Origin of the sequence: Bacillus sp. AFS040349 (assembly GCF_002577655.1) — a bacterium.
GTDB lineage: Bacteria > Bacillota > Bacilli > Bacillales > Bacillaceae > Metabacillus.
The window spans coordinates 78958-93880 of the sequence record NZ_NUMC01000045.1 but is presented as its reverse complement, the minus strand read 5'-3'; the positions used below and the strand labels follow the sequence as shown (position 1 = coordinate 93880).

Genomic DNA, 14923 nt, shown 5'->3' with positions numbered 1-14923 from the left:
TACATGGAATGGGATTTTATTTGGAAAGCCATTCTCATCGTTCTGGTTGGAACAGTTTTGTTGAGAGTTGCAGGAAGAAAAACAATTTCTCAAATGACGTTGGCTGAGACAGTATTAATGGTTGGTATCGGTTCTCTACTTATTCAGCCTGTTGCGGGTAAAAATGTTTGGACGACATTTCTAATAGGAGGAATACTAGTTGGGACTCTTTTAGTTATGGAACTTCTTCAAATGAAATCAGACAAATTTGAAAAGGCTATTACAGGTAAGGCGAAAATTATCATTGATAACGGAAATTTAAATGAGCAAAATCTTAAAAAACTTAGATTATCTGTAGATCAACTAGAAATGATGCTTCGCCAAAATAGTATTTCGAAAATCAGTGATGTAAAATGGGCAACGTTGGAACCAAATGGCCAATTAGGCTATGAGTTAAAACAAGAAGCACAGCCTGTTACAAAGAAGGATTTTGACGATTTTAAACAAACAATTGTTAACTTAATTCCTAGCAATGCTCAACTTACTCATATAAATGAAATTTTAAGCTTAATGAACAATAATACAAAGCCAGAAAGTAAAGAGGACATTTTTGCTGAAGTTAAACATAAACGACATAAAGAAGCTCCTCCAAAGCACTTACAATAATTTTTCGTAAAAAACACCAATAAATGTAATTTTTTAGTTAATTTTGAAAAAATATGTAGTATAATAGTATTGTTATTTATAATAAATCCCTAAGTAGACCTCCCGTTTTCTTAGGGATTTATTATATTAACTTAAGGAATATAAAGGGGAAAAGAGGCATTGATAGGTCGATTCCAGGCAATACCTCCGTTTTTTAGTGGAGTTTCTTCGCTGTTTTTTCTTTCTTGGGCCAGATAAAATAGCTTGTTGTCATGTATAAATCAATCGCTAAAACGATTAACCATACTTTTACCATTGTATTGAGTGCTTCGGTTCGTTGAGGATCCTGGATATAGATGATCATCATTTCTAAGATTGCCACACCAATTAGAAATGCTACAACGTGCTTGATAAAACCTTTTCTATAATGCCTAGCAAAAGGAATTCCGTATCGTTTCATCGGCTTAGCTGACGTTTTTTTCATCATATAAAATTGAAATTTTTCGTCCATCCAATTAATCATACTTTTTCCATATGCCAGAGAAACTCCGATATAAACTGCAGCAATTCCATGTGCAAGAGTTGCTGTTGCTCCGCGATACAGATCAATGCTTGTAATGATAATTAACAAAAGGTCAATTATGGGGGTAGAAGCTAACAGTAAAAATCCTACCTTTTGAAACTTCAGTAAATATCGTGCCGTTAACCCTAGTAATATAACAACCCAAAATGAAACCTCGCATGCAATAATAATCCATCCTATATAATTCATAAATACCTCTCTTTATGAAATGGTAATATCTAACACTATTTTAGCACTTTTTACTTTTCTCTGTTACAAGAAAAAAATATATTCTAATAGTCCTATAGAAAGGAGTAGCATGATGAATTTTCATTTGAATGAAGCAATCGAGGTATTATCGAGAACACCAAAGACATTGGAGCATTTTTTATCTGGACTTTCTGATCAATGGCTGCATTGTAATGAAGGGGAAGGAACGTGGAATGCTTCTGAAATTGTTGAACATTTAATTGAAGCTGAACTACATAATTGGATTCCCAGATTAGAATCTATTCTACATGATGGAAAGAACAAGCACTTTCCTTCATTTGATCGTTTTTCACATTTGACTAAGCCTGAAAGTACAATTGAAGAAAAACTATTAACTTTTATCCAACTAAGAGAAACAAATCTTGAAAAATTAAAAGAACTTATTAATCCTCATCATCACCTAGAAATCGAAGGGACACATCCCGCTTTCGGTGTGGTCAAAATAAGAGAGCTTCTTTCAACCTGGGTTGTTCATGATCTTACACATATTTCGCAAATCGTTAGAGTAATGGCAAAGAGGTATTATGATGACGTTGGCCCTTGGAAGGAATATTTGGGAGTATTAAAGAAATAGATTTTTAAATTGTAAAAGTATCTTCTCATAACAAGGAGTAATAAATAATGAAAATTAGAGCCCTAAAAAAGGAAGAAACACCGCCAATACAATTATTATTACTTGCGGATCCTTCAGTATCAATAATTGAAGATTACCTTAACCGGGGAATGTGCTTTGTTGCTGAAAATCAGGAGAACATGGTCATAGGAGTTTTAGTGCTACTTCCAACAAGACCACATTCCGTGGAGTTAGCGAATATTTCTGTTTCAGAGGATTACCGAGGAAAAGGTGTTGGAAAGTTATTGATAAAGCATGCTATTTCCGTAGCTAGAGAAAAATTATTTAAAGTCATGGAAGTTGGAACTGGAAATTCTAGCATAGATCAAATTGCCTTTTATCAAAAATGTGGATTTAGACTAACAGGCGTTGACTTTGATTTTTTCGTCAAACATTATGATGAACCGATATATGAAAATAATATCCAATGCAGAGATATGGTGCGCTTTACTTTGGATATTGAATAAAAAAATGTTTAGTTACTTTACGCTTTGATTCAATTTAACAAATAGATTAGTAAACCAATACGCAAGAATAGCCATACCTACATCTAGAAGAAAAACATGAAAAATATTCATTCCTTTATAAAAAAGCAACAAACCAAGCTTATGCCATATAAAAGCAAGTTCCAAAATGACCAAACTGTTTCCAGTATTCAAGAATTAGGTCAGTTAATTTAGCATGTAAAGAATCTGTTTGCTCTAATAAGTGTTCACGTGACATAGAGCGTTCTCTCCTATCGCATGATAAAAAATGGTTATTATTTTATTATTTGCCAAACCATTTTTTTCTACTCGAGTTATTAACCAGGTTTTTGCAAGTCCTTCCAAATGTATGTATTTAGCATTAGCATTTATTTTTATATAAAATCAAAATTATGCCTCGACTATTCCTTCAGGAAGAGGTTTTTGAATTTTTTATCAGGAAATTTTTAAAATGATGCATAATATACAAACTATCAACAAATGTTACAAGTACACTATACAAAGGAGGAATTGATTATGGCAAATAACTCAAATAACTTAGTCGTACCTGGAGCTGAACATTCACTTGACCAAATGAAGGTGGAAATCGCAAATGAATTCGGTGTAGACCTTGGCGGTGAAACAACTTCACGTGCAAACGGATCTGTTGGTGGAGAAATAACAAAACGCCTTGTTTCAATGGCGCAACAACAATTAGGTTAATTTGAATAAGGCATCATTCTTGTAGAAATAAACATCATGTATAACTACAACTAAAGAATGAAAGATGCCATTTTAGGTTTCTAATGTTTAGTGTTTTAAAAGATCATGAAATTGCTCATTTATATAACATTCTAGGAAAGTCAATTAAAGTAACTAAAGACAAACATCTAAGAACTGTTGTGCTTGAATTAACTGAAGAGCTGAACAGACGACACCAAATGGCTACTGAATGACTATACTAGAACTCTAACCCCACCAAACTTATAAATAAAAACCCCCATTATTCTTTTGAATAATGTACTGCACCCCAAAAGTTAGAGTAAGAATCTAACTTTGGGGTGTTTTTACTATCAACTATGTTCTTTCTTTGGAGTTTGAAAATATCTCCTTATGAACCAAACGTGAAACATAAATAACGAATAGGTGCCAGGGAACAAACTGAAGAAAGGCACTATAATTTATTTTCACATAGCGAACCTTTATAAGAAAATAATCGATTACTAAAAAATACAAAAGATGATAGAAGCGATAAATTATTCCACTTTTAGAAGAGATAAAGGTAGAAAAAATACCCAGTAGTAAACTGTAAAGAGGTGCAATGATAAAATGTTCCTTCCAGGTATGTAGCAACCCAACCCCAAATTTTAATTTTCTTCTAACAGCCATCGTAAACATAAAGGTCACATCAATTACAACAATTGTTAAATATTGAGCCAATTTAAGAGCCCAATCTTTTCTCTTCTCAATCAGTTTATAAAAATAATCGCTTATATAAAAATACATAAGCATTAAGACTGTAGTGAATTTTGGATTCCACCAGTTTGTTTTATAAATTCCCAAGCGAAGAAATAATTTTTCAACAATATAAAAGTATGTGATGAAGGAAACTTTCCACCGCCAATTCTTTTTATAGATCGTTAAAAACGTTGCTGTAATGGGTACATAAAAGGCTTGAGATAAAATTGCTCCAAGAATATTATCTAAATATTTTATTTTTAAGATGGAGGGTTTATATGTGTATGCTTGAAAAAGATTCAGTACAAAGTATTCAAAAAAGAAAGCAAAGCCAATATTTGATAGCAACAGAGTCCATGTGTATTCTCTTTTTCGTTTTAGTAATTGAGAAAAAATAATAAGATGAATAATTGTTAATAAAAGAAATGGTATAGAGTTTCTATTCAGTTGTCCTTTACGCAAGGGTATCACCAACTCATGACTAATATAATATTTTGATTCCTCAAAGATATCTTACCTTTATCTTTTGTTATTATTTGTTTTTTTACTCAAATAACGAAATACCCGATTGATTTGGTACAATGGAAATGGAATCTCCTTGAAAGAGAGGAAAAAAGATGGATATAAGATTATTAAGTAAAAAACACGCAGCTGTTTATAAAAGTCTAAGATTAAAGGCGTTACAAGAGCATCCAGAAGCATTCAGCTCCAGTTATGAGGAGGAAGTTACATTTTCTATAGCTACTATAGAAAAGAGGTTAAGTGTAGAAAACTCCTTCACATTTGGAGCATTTGTTGATGAAAAATTAGTTGCTGTTATTACATTGTTGCCGGAAACAAAAAATAAACTAAAACACAGAGCTAATATCGTCGCTGTTTATGTTAGTACTGGCTACCGTAAAGCGGGAATAGGTCAAAAGTTAGTAGAAGCAGCGATTAATAAATCAAAGTCTATTGAAGGAATCGAGCAACTTTATTTAACTGTTTCATCAAGTAATATAGCAGCAAAAAATCTTTATCAATCATTTGGTTTCAAAACATTTGGTATTGATAAAAAGGCATTAAAAGTTAAAGAAACTTATTATGATGAAGAACTTATGGTACTATATTTGTAATACAACGGCGGATTATGTCATGCAGATGCAAAAGAACAACTAACAGATTGGTTACATAGTGCAAAGTAGCCATACAACTTTTAAATAAAGAAATACTCTGGAAACACACTTGGATGGTGGCAACATGACTGAAAAGAAAAAAATACAAGAAGCAGACTTATATAAACCAATCCAACATTATTTTACCCGTGAAGGATTTGACGTTTATGGTGAAGTAAAGGATTGCGATATTGCGGCAGTAAAAGATGACGAGCTTATCGTGGTGGAACTAAAGCTTAATTTAAGTATTGAGTTATTAATTCAAGCAACTAAGCGGCAGCGCTTAACGGACCAAGTGTATATTGCTATTCCGAAGCCTCGCTATAATAAGCGGTCGAAGCGATGGTCTGATCTATGTCATCTTGTAAAAAGACTGGAGCTTGGTCTGATTATCGTATCATTCACTGGAAATCGAAAGAGAATGGAGATGATTTTCCATCCAACTACATATAGTAAACAACGTAAACAGCAAAAATGGAAACGAGATTCAGTCCTTAAAGAGATAAATGGAAGAAGTGCTGATTATAATATTGGGGGGAGCAGTCGAACGAAAATTATGACTGCCTACAAAGAAAATTGCATTCAAATCGCATGTTATTTAATTGAATTTGGTGAACTCTCTCCAAAAAAGTTAGTGCAATTAGGAACAGGTACAAAAACATCCTCCATCTTAACCAAAAACTTTTATGGGTGGTTTCATCGAGTGAAAAGAGGCATCTATACCATAACTGACAAAGGAAAGCTTGAAATAAAAGAGTTTCCTGAATTACTAGATTATTATTTAGATAAAGTAAAAGAATCAGAATAATGGTGGAATTTAGATGTTATTACACCTAAACAGCTCCAACAAAGAAGTGATGATTGGCTCGATGAAACAACTCCTTTTTGGAATAATTTGACCGCAAATAATTATTATAAATGGTTCCAAGTTTTTGAGGATGAATTAAACCATCGTCGACAAATAAGAATGATTCGAAAAAGATTTATTGAGTAGATTTTTATGGTTCTAGCTTGACTTTCTTTTTCAAGCTGGTTTTTACAGTGATAAAAATCACATTTAAAAAATTTGTAAAGTGATATATTTTATAGTTAGAGTAGGAACAAGTTCCATATAGGAATGACCCCCTATTTATTTACTCTCTTTAACGTAATAAACTATACCTACAACAGGTTTCTTTCATGTATTGGAGTTATTATGAAAATTAAAAATAGAAAAGTTAGACTTTCAACTTTATTAACAGGACTTGTAGCTGGTTCTGTTATTTTGACTACAGTCATATTATTGTTAGCTTCCTATCAATCTGAAAAAGAATCTCTGACTAACGCCTATCTAAATCTTAATTACTCAAAGTCAAGTAAGATGAGTAGATCGGTTGATTCGTTGTTTAAGTCAATGAGAATGAGTTTAGAAGAAACAGCGATTTTTTTGTCTGAAAACGATGATTTTAAAGATGATGAAATTCAAAATTACTTTGAGCTTTTACGTAATAATAGCAGATACTTCAATTCATTATCTTGGATCGATGGAAGTGGTGTTGTTAGAAGTATAGCCCCTATTTCGGTAGGTCTAAGAGGTGAAATTCTTAGTTCAGGTGAGACAAGAAAAATTGTTGATTCAAAAAAACAAACGGTATCTCAGCCATATATTGCTCCTTCTGGACGTTTAATTGTCCTGCTTGCACATCCTTTATATGATCAGAATAATCACTTTAAAGGTATGATCGGGGGATCTATTTATCTTCAGGAACAAAACGTGCTTAACGAGATTCTTGGCAACGATATCATTGATGAAAACGGTTCATATTATTATGTTGTTGGGCCAGAAGGGAAGATTTTATTTCATCCTGACAAAAAACGAATTGGCGAAGATGTATCAGGAAATCCTATTATCGGTAAAATCATGCAAGGTAAAAGTGGAAAGGAAATTGTCACAAATACAATAGGCGTCACGATGTTAGCGGCATACACTGTTGTTCCAGAAACAGGATGGGGAGTTGTTCAGCAAACACCTGTTACTTTTATCTATGAATCATTGTATGATCACCTAAAAAAATTACTAATATATATTCTTATTCCTTTTGTTATTTTGCTTGTATTTTCAATTTTTATTGCCAGAAAATTAGCAAAGCCGTTTTTTGATCTTTCTAACGTTGTAAACCAAATTTCTTCCGGTAAATTAGTGAGTATTCCCCCTATGAAATCACATTGGAACAGAGAAGCAGATTTATTAACAAAAAGTGTGACAATGGCGATAGAAGGAATGCAAGATAAACATCAACAACTTTCTTACGAAGCAACAACCGATTCTCTAACAAATACTTCAAATCGCCGCCTGCTTGATGAGGTTATGAAAGAATGGGTAACAAACAACAAACCTTTTACACTCATCGCTTTCGATATTGATAATTTTAAAAAAGTAAATGATACGTTTGGACATCAAGCTGGAGATCAAGTACTGCAATTTTTAGTGAAATATGTACAAATGATGATTAGAAAAAACGATTTGCTGTTTCGGTACGGCGGGGAAGAGTTTGTCCTATTAATTCCGGATGTTACATCAACTATTGCTTATTCAATCGCGGAAAAAATTCGGATATGCATAGAAAATACAGTTTCTCCAATCGGAAAACCTATTACAATATCTATAGGCATAGCCGAATTTCCATCACACACAAAACAACAGGATAAATTATTCGACTTAGCCGACCAAGCTTTATATGTGTCAAAATCACAAGGGAAAAATAGGTCGACTATTTGGAATGAAAACTTATAAATGATCTCATATTTTTATTAGGAGTTTTATATACATTAGGTATCACTGGTGTGTAAAATATGCATCTAGATGGCAAGAAAATATAATAAAAACCTGGATGGAAATCAACTTACCTTCCAGGTTTTTCATATGCACTAATTAAATGTCCAAATATTATTTAAAGTGAAATTTATGAGTGGGATTACTAGGACTGTAACAATTTCTCCAATAGCATAATGAAACGATAGAACATTAACAACTGTAAAGATAATCACAAAATTTAATGTGAAGCCAATGATGGACACAACAAGGAATCGCAGTAATTGTTGATGGGAGTACTTTCCACCGAATGTATATTTTTTATTTAATAGGTATGAAAAAAGAGTCATGATGAAAAAAGAGATCGACGCACCGATAACTGGTTCTTGATAGAAAAATTCCACAAATATAAACATAGAAAGAAAATAAATGAGTGTACATATAATCCCGACAAAACTGTATTATATAAATTTAATAATAAAAAGTCTATTTAGAATCATACTATCACCTTTAACATTAAAATTACTCTTTATTCATATCGGTTAGTAGAAATAAATATTTACAAAAATTCTAGTTACCATTCTTTTTTGTTTGAATTTTCTCTTTGTAATGGTTTTTTATCAATTTTCACAAAAAGATAGGATGTAAAAACAGTTTTTTAAAAATACGACTATTTTTAACAGATATTATGAAAGATTCCCTCATAAAGTTAATACATGTCCAAATGTTTGTGAGGGAATCAAATGAATACGATAAAAATAGTGTGTATTATTGTGTTAGGAAGTCTTCTATTATCCATTGGAATCAATGTTTTTTTAACACCTTATAAAGTGCTGGATGGTGGGATGATCGGGATTGGCTTGATTTTGCACTATTTGTTCAATTTAAAAACAGGTTTGATGATCATTGTTTTTAGTACACCAATATTTCTCGTTGCATGGATCTATTATAGAAAGTATTTTTATAATAGTTTACATGGCTTGTTACTTTCATCTTTTTTTATTGATTTGCTAAAACCATTGGATGGAATTGTTCATGCATCACCAATTGTAAGTTCAATTATTGGAGGGATATTTGTCGGCTCTGGGATTGGATTAATGCTTCGTATCGGGACTAGCACTGGTGGAACAGATCTGCTTGCTCAATTTATATCTGACAAATCTGGAGTTAACGTTGGAATTTTAATCTTTTTTATTGATATGGTTGTGATTATGCTAGGAGGTCTATTAATATCAAGTGAAACATTAATTTTGTCTTGTGTTACCATCGTATTCGTTGGTTTAACAACAACAATTGTTTCATCAAAATCTATAAAGGAAGTTTAATTTCTAGACCGAAGCGGAAGAAGCTATTCTATAAAATCAATATGATAAAAACTTGATATCCTGCAGAAAAGAAGCCATTTAGTCAAAATAATGGCTTCTTTTTACTGTTAGCTACTTTTTCTCACATTCTGATTGTAATCTGCTTTTCCATCTCGTAGCTTCAATGGATCAAAGAAATTTGCTATTTCCCGTTCAGCACTCTCTAGAGAATCTGATCCATGAATTACATTTTCTTCTTTACAAAAAGCAAAATCTCCACGAATTGTACCTGGCAGTGCTTCTGTTGGACTTGTTTTCCCTATCATCGTTCGAGAAACTTCAATGATGTTTTCACCTTCCCAAACCATTGCAAAAACAGGTGCTGATGTAATAAAATCAACTAACTCTCCGAAAAATGGCTTTTCATTATGTTCCTCATAATGGTATTCAGCTTTTTCTCGATCAATTGTCATAAATTCTGCTTGTAAAAGAGTAAATCCTTTTTGTTCAAAACGGCTAACAATTTCTCCAATTAATTTTCTTTTCACACCATCAGGTTTAACCATGATAAAAGTTCTCTGCATCGGCATGAGAATCACCTCATTTAAATGTATTTAAATTCACCTGACTCTGGCAAATCTACTAGTCATTATTGGAATTTTCATAATTTCTTAAACATGAATGAATAAAAAATCGCAATGTAACTGTTTTTTACAAAATGCTATTTAGTTTGTTACATAATGCTACACAATCATAGACTGAACCTTTTTTGTGGAGGATAATTTAGAAAATTCCAAAAATATTACCGTAAGTAAGAGGTGAATAATCGTTGACACAAACACATCTAGCGATCGAAATGCAAGATATTGTAAAAAAATTTGGTCCGGTAGTTGCCAGTGATTCTGTTAACTTTTCTGTCAAAAAAGGGGAGATTCATGCCTTATTAGGTGAAAATGGTGCAGGGAAAAGTACCATTATGAGCATGCTTTCAGGTATTTATAAAGCGGATGGTGGAACTATTGCCATACATGGTGAAACATGTCAGATTCGGTCACCAAAGGAATCAATGGAATTAGGGATTGGTATGGTTCATCAAAACTTCCGTTTGGTCGATACACTAACACCCATTGAAAATATTATTCTTGGTGAAAAGGGCCAAATATGGCGAGGACATTCTTGGTTGAAGAAAAAGAGAGAAGAAATAGAAATAATCTCAGAGCAATATGGACTAAAGTTTCCTACAAATGTTCCAATCTGGCAATTATCAGTTGGAGAGCAACAGCGTGTAGAGATTGTAAAAACACTTTACCGGGGTGCTGACATCATTATTTTCGATGAGCCTACATCTGTTTTGACTCCTTTTGAAGCAGATCAATTATTTCAAACGATGAAGAACCTAAAAAAACATGGGAAAACGATGATTATCACAACTCACAAACTAAAAGAAGTTATGGAGGTTTCAGATCGAATTTCTGTTATGCGAAAAGGAAAAATGATTGCTCACCGAAATCGTGCTGATACATCAGTTGAAGAGTTAGCGCAATTGATGGTCGGAGCATTACGTACAAAAGGGGTAACAGTTACATCAGAGCCAATCGGAAAACCAGTTATAGAAGTGCGAAATCTTTCCGTTCAAGGAGAGCGTGGGGTGCTTTCGATTGATCAAGTTAGCTTTACGATTCATGAACATGAAATTGTGGGGGTGGCTGGTGTTGCAGGAAATGGGCAGAAGGAACTTGCCGAAACGTTAACAGGACTTATCCCGTGGAAAAGCGGATCCATCATGTTTAATCAAGAACAACTTATTTCTCCTACCGTACAGAGTTTAATAGATAAAGGAATTGCTCATATTCCTGAGGATCGTATGAAAAGTGGCTTAGCAGGAAGCTTAGGAATAGTTGATAACTTACTATTAAAAACATATCGAACAACTAAACGTACAAAATGGGGTCTTCTCCAAAAGAAACAAAATAGTGAATGGTCAAGACAATTAGTTGAAACATTTGATGTTAAAACAGCTGACCTCCATAGCCCAGTTCGTCAGCTTTCAGGCGGTAATCAGCAAAAGCTTTTATTCGCAAGAGAAATTGACCAAGAGCCGAAACTGATGATTGCTGTACATCCAACACAGGGCTTGGATGTTGGTGCTACTGAAGCAGTTCATCAGATGTTGCTAAATCTTAAGATTTCAGGAGGTGCCATTTTACTAATATCGGAAGATTTAGATGAAGTAATGAAATTGTCCGATAAAATTTTAGTTTTATATAACGGAAAAGTGAACGGCGTCATTCCTCGGGCAAAAGCTGAAAAAGAGTATATTGGCCAACTTATGGCTGGTTTGGATGAGCGGAAGGAAGGAGCTGTTTTATGAACCAAAAAACATCTGTAGAACAAACAGCTGTTAAAATACAGGGTTCTAAAAAGAAAGTTGAATGGCCTTTTCGATTAGAATATGACCCGCATAAAAAGTCGAGCAGCTGGTTTGTACCACTATTATCAATACTTATAGCTTTACTTATATGTGCTGTTTTTATTGCAATCGACGGGATGAACCCCATTACGGTTTATGGAAAAATGCTGCAAGGTGCATTTGGCTCTGCTTTCGGTATAAGTGAAACACTTGTAAAAGCAACCCCTCTTTTACTTTGTGGGCTCGGTGTGGCCATTGCTTATCGAATATCGATTTGGAATATTGGCGCAGAAGGCCAATTTTTACTTGGAGCAATTGGGGCAACAGCTATTACCATTTACTTTCCAAACTTGCCTGGAATCATATATATCCCACTTATGGTCTTCGTTGGAATAGTAGCTGGTGCTGTATGGGGCTTACTTACCGCCATACCTCGTACTTATTTTCAAGTAAATGAACTGATTACTTCCTTAATGTTAAACTATATCGCCCTCTTACTGTTAGATTATTTTGTTTTTGGACCATGGAGAGATCCTGAAGGCTTTAATTTTCCGGGAACTCCAATGTTTTTACCTTCACAATTACTTGCCACAATAGGTGATACTCGACTTCATATTGGAGTATTGTTCGCAATAATAGCGGTTATTTTATTTGCATTTCTCATTTTAAAAACGCGTTGGGGCTATGAATTAAGAGTACTAGGAGCTAACCCATCAGCAGCTAAATACGCCGGTATCAAAATTAACAAACACATTCTCCTTGTTATGATGATTAGTGGTGGTATGGCAGGCTTGGCTGGAATGATTGAGGTATCAGGTGTTGCTGGAAGGCTCATGTACGGTATTTCACCAGGCTATGGATACACAGCTATTATCGTTGCATGGCTTGCCAGATTAAATCCATGGGCAATGATTGTTTCATCGATTTTTATTGGTGGATTAATAGTCGGTGGTTATAGTGTTCAAACAATTGGACTACCATCTTCGATATCTTTAATGCTACAAGGTGCCATTTTATTTTGCTTAATTGGCGGAGAAATGCTTAGCAAATTTCGTGTGAAAAAGTAGGAAACAAGATAACCGTGATTTGTTTATTTGAAAAAACAAGGAAGGGAGGCACGACAATGGATGTTTTCATTTTGCTCTTAACAGCAGCCATATCATCTGGTACACCATTGCTGTTTGCGGTACTAGGAGGAATTTTAAGTGAAAAAGCAGGTGTCATTTCTCTTGGTACTGAAGGCATTATGCTAATTGGGGCGGTAATGTCATGTATTGTTTTTATTGAAACCGAAAGCTTGCTCGTAACATTTGTTGCCTGCTTAGTAGCCTCAGGATTCCTCGGACTGATTCATGCATTTTTAAGTATTAGTTTAGGTGCTAATCAAATCGTGAGTGGGTTAGCAATCACTTTATTCGGTACGGGACTCAGTGCGTATTTAGGTAAATCTGTAGCGGGAATTGCTTTACCGGTATCCGTTCCAAAGGTGGAGTTAAGTTGGCTGGAGTTCCTCCCTGTGATCGGTAAGGTGTTTTCAAACCTCGATCTTTTCATTTGGATGAGTATCGTGTTAACAATTTTTCTTTATTTATATATGTACAAAACTTCATGGGGCCTTCATTTAAAAGCGGTTGGTGATAGTCCTTCAACTACAGATGTGATGGGAATTTCAGTAACAGGTTTTCGTTATTTTCACGTCATTTTCGGCTCGATGCTGATGGGACTATCAGGATTTTATCTCATCATGGCCTATTCGCCGAACTGGATAGAAGGAATGACAGCTGGAAGAGGCTGGATTGCGATTGCTTTAATTATCTTTGCTCGCTGGAATCCTATCTACGCATTATTTTGCGCCTATTTTTTCGGTGGCCTTGATGCACTTGGTTTTCGTATTCAACTATTTGAAATACCAGTTCCCTCTTATTTTCTGAAGATGATTCCTTATATTGCAACGATTGTCGTCTTAATGTTTGTTGGCTGGAAAAACAGAAACAAACCTCCGATTGAACCAAAGGCATTAGGAGTTCCGTATTTCCGTGAGCAACGATTTTAATGATCACATCACTTAAGGAGGTGGTGTAACCGGTAATTGAGTAGATCTTTTAAAAATAAGGGGGATATTGAGTTGAAGAAAAAAATAATGGGCTTATTTGTATTGATTATGATGTTCATGATTATTGTTGCTTGTTCTCAGGAGTCTTCACAGCCTGCTGAACCTGAGACAACAGAAGAAGAAACAGAAGCAACAAAAACAGAATCAGGAACAGAGACATTACCAAAAGTAGCATTTGTTTATATTGGTGTACCTGGTGATGGTGGTTGGACGTTTGAGCATGATAAAGGAAGACAAATGGTTGATGAAACATTTGGAATTACCTCGACAACAGTAGAAAATGTTCCGGAGGGTCCTGATGCTGAACGTGTTATTGAAGAACTAGCTCAAGATCATAACATCATTTTTACAACAAGCTTTGGGTATATGGATCCAACTGTGAATGTAGCTAAAAAATACCCTGATGTTGTGTTTATGCATGCAACTGGTTATAAAACCTCTGAAAACGTGGGTACATACCAAGGGAAAGGGTATCAGCCTGGATATTTAGCTGGGATTGCTGCTGGAAAGTTAACAGAAAACAATAAAATTGGTTATGTTGGTGCCTTCCCAATACCAGAGGTTATTTACACAATTAATGCTTTCACATTAGGTGCACAAAGTGTGAATCCTGATATTGAAGTGTCAGTTGTTTGGAGTAATACGTGGTTTGATCCTGCAACCGAAAGACAGGCAGCTGTTACATTATTAGATGAAGGTGTTGACGTTCTAGCAAACTACCAAGACTCACCAGCGGGTATCCAAGCTGCCGCTGAACGAGGTGTTTGGGGAATGGGGAATGACTCTGACATGAACAAATACGCACCTGAGACTTATGTAACCAATCCAACTCTTAATTGGGGACCTTATTATGTTGACGTTGTTCAAAGTGTAATAGATGGGACATGGGAGACGAATTCCTATTATGGAGGATTAAAAGAAGGAATGGTTGATTTAGCTCCGTTTGGCAAAAATGTACCACAAGATGTGCAAGATGCTGTTAATACAAAAAAACAAGAAATCATTGATGAAGCATATGAGGTATTTAGCGGTCCGATTTATGATCAGTCGGGTGAACTTAAGCTCGACGAGGGAGAAACAATTCCTCTTGAAGAGATTCTGAGTATGAACTGGTTTGTTAAAGGAGTAAAAGGAACGATTCCAGAATAATTGGAAAGGAT

General features: G+C 34.5%; 16 protein-coding genes and 1 pseudogene. 13 read left to right on the top strand and 4 right to left on the bottom strand.

The window, feature by feature from the left end:
* Positions 1-3: 3 nt before the first annotated feature.
* The gene (locus tag COD11_RS11105; protein ID WP_098796983.1) at positions 4-645 is read left to right on the top strand and encodes a DUF421 domain-containing protein; all 642 of its coding nucleotides are present in this window, start codon (positions 4-6) and stop codon (positions 643-645) included.
* Positions 646-838: 193 nt separating this feature from the next.
* Here COD11_RS11105 and COD11_RS11100 read toward each other — a convergent pair whose 3' ends face one another.
* Positions 839-1396 carry a hypothetical protein gene (locus tag COD11_RS11100; RefSeq protein ID WP_098796982.1) on the bottom strand — a complete coding sequence of 186 codons (558 nt, stop codon included), beginning with the start codon at positions 1394-1396 and terminating at the stop codon, positions 839-841.
* Positions 1397-1508: 112 nt separating this feature from the next.
* Here COD11_RS11100 and COD11_RS11095 point away from each other — a divergent pair, with 112 nt between their 5' ends.
* The 4 genes from COD11_RS11095 to COD11_RS26820 all read left to right on the top strand — a co-directional run bounded on the left by COD11_RS11095 (position 1509) and on the right by COD11_RS26820 (position 3489).
* On the top strand, positions 1509-2030 hold the full coding sequence (locus COD11_RS11095) for a DinB family protein (RefSeq protein ID WP_098796981.1): 522 nt from the start codon (positions 1509-1511) through the stop codon (positions 2028-2030).
* Between the two features lie 47 nt (positions 2031-2077).
* Entirely contained in the window at positions 2078-2536 is a 459-nt protein-coding gene (locus COD11_RS11090; protein ID WP_098796980.1) for a GNAT family N-acetyltransferase, read from the top strand.
* Between the two features lie 534 nt (positions 2537-3070).
* Positions 3071-3256 carry an alpha/beta-type small acid-soluble spore protein gene (locus COD11_RS11085; RefSeq protein WP_098796979.1) on the top strand — a complete coding sequence of 62 codons (186 nt, stop codon included), beginning with the start codon at positions 3071-3073 and terminating at the stop codon, positions 3254-3256.
* An 83-nt stretch (positions 3257-3339) separates the two neighbouring features.
* Positions 3340-3489 (top strand): hypothetical protein, encoded by a 150-nt coding sequence (locus tag COD11_RS26820; protein ID WP_176551049.1) that lies wholly within the window; start codon positions 3340-3342, stop codon positions 3487-3489.
* Positions 3490-3610: 121 nt separating this feature from the next.
* Here COD11_RS26820 and COD11_RS11080 read toward each other — a convergent pair whose 3' ends face one another.
* Positions 3611-4453 carry a hypothetical protein gene (locus COD11_RS11080; protein WP_098796978.1) on the bottom strand — a complete coding sequence of 281 codons (843 nt, stop codon included), beginning with the start codon at positions 4451-4453 and terminating at the stop codon, positions 3611-3613.
* A gap of 155 nt (positions 4454-4608) precedes the next feature.
* Between COD11_RS11080 and COD11_RS11075 the strand changes: the two genes are divergently transcribed.
* The 3 genes from COD11_RS11075 to COD11_RS11060 all read left to right on the top strand — a co-directional run bounded on the left by COD11_RS11075 (position 4609) and on the right by COD11_RS11060 (position 7918).
* On the top strand, positions 4609-5106 hold the full coding sequence (locus COD11_RS11075) for a GNAT family N-acetyltransferase (protein ID WP_098796977.1): 498 nt from the start codon (positions 4609-4611) through the stop codon (positions 5104-5106).
* 124 nt (positions 5107-5230) lie between these two features.
* A complete protein-coding gene (locus COD11_RS11070; protein WP_098796976.1) occupies positions 5231-5953 on the top strand; it encodes a DUF2161 domain-containing phosphodiesterase in 723 nt (240 codons plus the stop codon).
* A 387-nt stretch (positions 5954-6340) separates the two neighbouring features.
* Positions 6341-7918 (top strand): sensor domain-containing diguanylate cyclase, encoded by a 1578-nt coding sequence (locus tag COD11_RS11060; protein ID WP_176551048.1) that lies wholly within the window; start codon positions 6341-6343, stop codon positions 7916-7918.
* Positions 7919-8052: 134 nt separating this feature from the next.
* Here the strand turns inward: COD11_RS11060 and COD11_RS27995 are convergent.
* Positions 8053-8385: pseudogene (locus tag COD11_RS27995) on the bottom strand (GtrA family protein); the annotation flags it as partial.
* Between the two features lie 294 nt (positions 8386-8679).
* Between COD11_RS27995 and COD11_RS11050 the strand changes: the two are divergent.
* Positions 8680-9261 carry a YitT family protein gene (locus COD11_RS11050; RefSeq protein WP_098796973.1) on the top strand — a complete coding sequence of 194 codons (582 nt, stop codon included), beginning with the start codon at positions 8680-8682 and terminating at the stop codon, positions 9259-9261.
* A 107-nt stretch (positions 9262-9368) separates the two neighbouring features.
* On the opposite strand, the gene ndk is transcribed toward COD11_RS11050, so the two are convergent.
* A complete protein-coding gene (gene ndk, locus COD11_RS11045; RefSeq protein ID WP_098797015.1) occupies positions 9369-9824 on the bottom strand; it encodes a nucleoside-diphosphate kinase in 456 nt (151 codons plus the stop codon).
* Positions 9825-10069: 245 nt separating this feature from the next.
* Between ndk and COD11_RS11040 the strand changes: the two genes are divergently transcribed.
* The 4 genes from COD11_RS11040 (at position 10070) to COD11_RS11025 (ending at position 14912) form a co-directional block, all read left to right on the top strand.
* A complete protein-coding gene (locus COD11_RS11040; protein ID WP_369689278.1) occupies positions 10070-11611 on the top strand; it encodes an ABC transporter ATP-binding protein in 1542 nt (513 codons plus the stop codon).
* Positions 11608-12717 carry an ABC transporter permease gene (locus tag COD11_RS11035; protein ID WP_098796972.1) on the top strand — a complete coding sequence of 370 codons (1110 nt, stop codon included), beginning with the start codon at positions 11608-11610 and terminating at the stop codon, positions 12715-12717. The genes COD11_RS11040 and COD11_RS11035 overlap by 4 nt, the downstream gene beginning before the upstream one ends.
* Before the next feature lie 56 nt (positions 12718-12773).
* Positions 12774-13703, top strand: a complete 930-nt coding sequence (locus tag COD11_RS11030; protein WP_098796971.1) for an ABC transporter permease — start codon at positions 12774-12776, stop codon at positions 13701-13703.
* A 72-nt stretch (positions 13704-13775) separates the two neighbouring features.
* Positions 13776-14912 (top strand): BMP family ABC transporter substrate-binding protein, encoded by a 1137-nt coding sequence (locus COD11_RS11025; RefSeq protein ID WP_255301599.1) that lies wholly within the window; start codon positions 13776-13778, stop codon positions 14910-14912.
* The last annotated feature ends 11 nt before the right edge of the window (positions 14913-14923 follow it).

Bases quoted from the DNA above. Each gene is read 5' to 3' on its own strand.
- COD11_RS11105 (WP_098796983.1), top strand. From the start codon at position 4: ATGGAATGGGATTTTATTTGGAAAGCCATTCTCATCGTTCTGGTTGGA.
- COD11_RS11100 (WP_098796982.1), bottom strand. From the start codon at position 1,396: ATGAATTATATAGGATGGATTATTATTGCATGCGAGGTTTCATTTTGG.
- COD11_RS11095 (WP_098796981.1), top strand. From the start codon at position 1,509: ATGAATTTTCATTTGAATGAAGCAATCGAGGTATTATCGAGAACACCA.
- COD11_RS11090 (WP_098796980.1), top strand. From the start codon at position 2,078: ATGAAAATTAGAGCCCTAAAAAAGGAAGAAACACCGCCAATACAATTA.
- COD11_RS11085 (WP_098796979.1), top strand. From the start codon at position 3,071: ATGGCAAATAACTCAAATAACTTAGTCGTACCTGGAGCTGAACATTCA.
- COD11_RS26820 (WP_176551049.1), top strand. From the start codon at position 3,340: ATGTTTAGTGTTTTAAAAGATCATGAAATTGCTCATTTATATAACATT.
- COD11_RS11075 (WP_098796977.1), top strand. From the start codon at position 4,609: ATGGATATAAGATTATTAAGTAAAAAACACGCAGCTGTTTATAAAAGT.
- COD11_RS11070 (WP_098796976.1), top strand. From the start codon at position 5,231: ATGACTGAAAAGAAAAAAATACAAGAAGCAGACTTATATAAACCAATC.
- COD11_RS11060 (WP_176551048.1), top strand. From the start codon at position 6,341: ATGAAAATTAAAAATAGAAAAGTTAGACTTTCAACTTTATTAACAGGA.
- COD11_RS11050 (WP_098796973.1), top strand. From the start codon at position 8,680: ATGAATACGATAAAAATAGTGTGTATTATTGTGTTAGGAAGTCTTCTA.
- ndk (WP_098797015.1), bottom strand. From the start codon at position 9,824: ATGCAGAGAACTTTTATCATGGTTAAACCTGATGGTGTGAAAAGAAAA.
- COD11_RS11035 (WP_098796972.1), top strand. From the start codon at position 11,608: ATGAACCAAAAAACATCTGTAGAACAAACAGCTGTTAAAATACAGGGT.
- COD11_RS11030 (WP_098796971.1), top strand. From the start codon at position 12,774: ATGGATGTTTTCATTTTGCTCTTAACAGCAGCCATATCATCTGGTACA.